This window comes from Oleiagrimonas sp. (genome assembly GCF_027858935.1).
GTDB lineage: Bacteria > Pseudomonadota > Gammaproteobacteria > Xanthomonadales > Rhodanobacteraceae > Oleiagrimonas.
In genome coordinates, this window is sequence record NZ_JAQIBU010000294.1 from 1 (window position 1) to 4,169 (window position 4,169).

The following is a 4,169-nucleotide window of genomic DNA, read 5'->3' on the forward strand; positions in this document are numbered from 1 at the left end:
CTGGCACTGCGCGCACCGATGGCCAGCGATCTTCGCGCGGTGTTCGCCGCCCTGCGCATTGCCTCGGATATCGAACGCATCGGCGACTATGCAGCCAACGTGGCCAAGCGTTCGATCCCGCTGTCGATGGTGGCTCCGGTCGCCCCCGCACATGGACTGCAGCACCTTTCGCAACTGGCTGCGGCCGCCACGCGCAAGGTACTGCTCGCCTATGAGGAATTGGACGCCGACAAGGCCTTCGAGGTCTGGCGTGACGACGTCCACGTGGACGACGCCTACAACGCGCTGTTCCGCGAGTTGTTGACCTACATGATGGAAGATCCGCGCAGCATCACCTCGTGCACGCACTTGCTGTTCATGGCCAAGAACATCGAGCGCATCGGCGACCACGCCACCAACATCGCCGAAAATGTATGGTTTGTGGTCAAGGGCGAACCACTGGAAACCCCGCGTCAGAAGGGGGGTGAAGAGCCCATGGAACCCGCTGCACCCAGGGCCTGAACCCGATCAGAGGTCGGGCCTGTCCGCGTCGCGGTAGGCCCGACGCCTGCGCTGTTGCGGGTTGAAGAAGATGCCGTAGATGCTGATCAGCAGCCATGCGCCTTCCAGCAGGAAGGCCGGCAGATTGAACTTGCAGAATACCAGCGAGAGCAGCACGCCGAGTGCACCCACCGCATTCATCAGCTGGTAGGTCAGTCCGTTGCCGTGCAGCTTGTGCGCCTGCAGCAGAAAAAACCCGAACAACACCAGTGCCACGCCGATCAGGCCGGACCATTCATGCCAGGGTAGATACATTGCCCACGCCTCTTTTGTCGGAACGATGTTCATCATGACGCCCGCCGACAGACATGGCAACGCGCGCCCCGGATGCCATGCACGCCAAGCGCATGCAGGCTGCTGATCTCACGCCTGCCGCTGTCGAAGCACCTCGAAAAGCGCGATACCGGCACTCACCGACACATTCAGGCTCTCCATCGCACCCGGCATGGGAATCTTCGCCAGGTGATCGCAGGTCTCGCGCGTCAGCCGACGCATGCCCTGCCCCTCGCTGCCCAATACCAGGGCAGCCGGTCCCTTGAGATCCACCTGATAAATCGTCTGGGCGGCCTCGCCCGCCAGCCCGGTCAGCCATACGCCCGCCTCCTTCAGCGTGCGTAATGCGCGTGCCAGGTTGGTCACGGCCACCAGCGGCACGCGGTCCACCCCACCGGCCGATGCGCGATGCACCACGGGCGTGATGCCTGCCGCCCGATCCCTGGGCACGATGACCGCCGTGACCGCGGCCGCCGCGGCACTGCGCAGGCAGGCGCCGAGATTGTGCGGATCGGTCACGCCGTCCAGTACCAGGAAAAGCGCCCCGGGCCCCGCACGCTCGACCAGTCCAGTCAGTTCGTTCTCGCCCAGTGCGGCCGGAGCCTCGTAGCGCGCAGCGATGCCCTGGTGCCGATTGCCGTCGGCCACGTGTTCAAGCTGCTCGCGCGCGCATTCGGCGACCGTAATGTCCAGTTCGCGGGCGCGCGCTGCAAGTTCGGCCACGCGAGGGTTGCGCGCACCGCGTTCGATGCGCAGCTCGCGTACGCGCGCGGCGTTGTTGGCCAGGGCACCATCGACAGGATTGATGCCGACGATCCATGCCTCGCTCATCGCTTGGCGCCTCCACGCTTGCCGCGGGACCGCCCCTTGCCCGGCGGCTTGTCCTGCGCTGCCGGGGTCTTGTCCTTGACCTGGCGTGCACCGCGCGCGCCCCTGGACGAGGATCCGCGCGAACCCTTGTCGCGGCCACCGCTCTTGCTGCTCGCCTTGTCCTTGCCGGCCCGGCCCTTGTCGCCATGCTCATCGTCCGGCTGCACCAGGCGGAAGTCGACCTTGCGGTCCTCCATGCTGGCGCGCATGACCTGCACGCGCACGTTCTCGCCCAGACGGAACACGCGACCGGTGCGCTCACCCTTGAGCAGGCGTTTCTCGGGGTCGAAATGGTAGTAGTCGTTGGACAGCTGGCTGATGTGCACCAGGCCGGAGACGCCGTGGCCATCAAGATCCACGAACAGGCCGAACGAAGTCACGCCGGTGACGCGACCGGCGAAGGTCTCGCCGACATGCTTTTCCATCCACGCGCACTTCAGGCGCTCATCGACATCGCGCTCGGCCTCCTCGGCACGCCGTTCGCGCTGTGAACAATGCGCGGACATCTTTGCCATCTGTTCTTCGGAGTAGGTGTAGCCGGACGGCTTGCCCTTGCCCAGCGCGTAGCGGATCGCGCGATGCACCAACAGGTCGGGATAGCGCCGGATCGGCGAGGTGAAATGGGCGTACGCGTCCAGCGCCAGGCCAAAATGGCCATGGTTGTTGGGTACGTACACGGCCATGCTCATCGAACGCAGCAGCACCGACTGGATCAGTTCGAACTCGGGCTTGTCGCGCACCCGCTTGAGCAGGTCGTCGTAGTCGCCGGGCTTGAGCTTTTCCAGCGGCGGCAGGGTCAGCTTGTACTGACGCAGGAACTCCAGCAGGTCCTCGTACTTGTCCTGCGGTGGCGGAGCATGCACGCGGAACGGCGTCGGCACTTTCTTCTTTTCCAGGAAACGTGCCGCCTGCACGTTGGCGGCGATCATGCATTCTTCGATCAGCTTGTGCGCATCGTTGCGCGGGCTGACGGCAACTTCGTTGACTTCGCCTTGCGCGTCGAGGCTGAACTTGGCCTCGTGCGTGTCGAACTCGATCGCACCGCGCTTGTGGCGCGCCTTGTCCAGCACCTTGTACAGCCCATGCAGGTGCTCCAGCACCGGCAGGTGGGCCTTGAGTTGCTGGCGGACCTGCGGGTCCTTCTCGCCGATCGCCTGCCACACCTGGGTGTAGGTCAGGCGCGCATGCGAGCGCATCACGGCGGGGTAGAACTTCGACTTCTTGACCACGCCGGCGCCGTCGATGGTCATGTCGCAGACCATGCACAGGCGGTCCACGTCCGGATTCAGCGAGCACAGCCCGTTGGAAAGCGCCTCGGGCAGCATCGGCACCACGTAGCCGGGGAAGTAGGTCGAGGTACTGCGCTCCAGCGCCTCGGTATCCAGCGCGGTATCGGGCCGTGCGTAATACGACACGTCGGCGATGGCGACCACCAGCCGCCAGCCACCCAGGCGTCGCGGCTTGGCATAGACCGCGTCATCGAAATCACGCGAATCCTCGCCGTCGATGGTCACCAGCGGAAGATCGCGCAAGTCGGTCCGTCCCTCCAGGTCGCGCTTCTCGACCTGGGTCGGCATGTCCTCGACCTCCTCGGTGACCGGCTGCGGCCACGCATCCGGCAGGTCGTACTGGGCAATGGCCACTTCGACCAGCAGCGAAGGCTCGAGTTTGGCACCGAGCACGCTGAGAATGCGGCCGATCGGGCCGCGCTTGGCGTTCGGCGGGTCGGTGATCTCGGCGATCACCACCTGGCCGGCCTTGGCGCCCTGGACGCGATCGGGCGGGATCAGCAGGTCCAGATGCAGGCGCTCGTCGTCGGGCACCACCACGGTCACGCCGCTTTCGGTGGTCACTCGCCCCACGATGCGCGCCGGACGGCGCGCCAGCACTTCGGCAATGGCGCCCTTGCGGCGGCCGCGCGAGTCAACATTGATCACGCTGGCCAGCACGCGGTCGCCGTGCAGCACCCGGCGCATCTCGTGCGGCGACAGGTACAGGTCCGGACTGCCGTCATCCGGTCGCAGGAATCCGTAGCCGTCGGCGTTCGCCAGCACTTCGCCGGCAATCAGGTCCAGCTTGCTGGCCACGCCATAGCCGTCGCGTCGCGTGCGCAGCAGTTGGCCGTCGCGCACCATCGCACCCAGACGCTTGTCCAGGGCCTGCTGGTCGACCTCGTCCTCCAGGCCCAGGGCCTCTGCGATCGCCTCCTCACGCATCAGCTCGCCGCGATCGACCAGCAATGCCAGGATCGCCTCGCGGCTGGGAATCGGGCGATCGTAGCGTTGCGCCTCGCGCTCGACCCACGGATCGGCGACAGTGGCAATCGCGTCGCCTGGGCGGCCTTTCTTTCCGGAGGGTGCGCCGGAAGCATTGCTGTGACTGGTTTTCTTCTTTGACACGTAGGTTCCTTGAACATGAGAAATCGCCCCGCGGGACGAAAAGATCTGGATCGGATATTGACAAGCCGGCGGCTGGTGCCTATCTTA

4 protein-coding genes are annotated in these 4,169 nt (G+C 65.5%); 1 reads left to right on the forward strand and 3 read right to left on the reverse strand.

Annotated elements, in window-relative coordinates; genetic code table 11:
* On the forward strand, positions 1-501 hold a 501-nt coding region (gene phoU / locus PF446_RS10795; protein ID WP_298071429.1), incomplete at its 5' end, for a phosphate signaling complex protein PhoU.
* Between the two features lie 6 nt (positions 502-507).
* On the opposite strand, the gene PF446_RS10800 is transcribed toward phoU, so the two are convergent.
* The 3 genes from PF446_RS10800 to rnr form a co-directional block, all read right to left on the reverse strand.
* Entirely contained in the window at positions 508-795 is a 288-nt protein-coding gene (locus PF446_RS10800) for a hypothetical protein (RefSeq protein ID WP_298071431.1), read from the reverse strand.
* 108 nt (positions 796-903) lie between these two features.
* On the reverse strand, positions 904-1,644 hold the full coding sequence (rlmB, locus tag PF446_RS10805; RefSeq protein ID WP_298071433.1) for a 23S rRNA (guanosine(2251)-2'-O)-methyltransferase RlmB: 741 nt from the start codon (positions 1,642-1,644) through the stop codon (positions 904-906).
* On the reverse strand, positions 1,641-4,007 hold the full coding sequence (gene rnr / locus PF446_RS10810) for a ribonuclease R (RefSeq protein ID WP_298071435.1): 2,367 nt from the start codon (positions 4,005-4,007) through the stop codon (positions 1,641-1,643). Before rnr ends, rlmB begins: the two co-directional genes overlap by 4 nt.
* Positions 4,008-4,169: the final 162 nt, after the last annotated feature.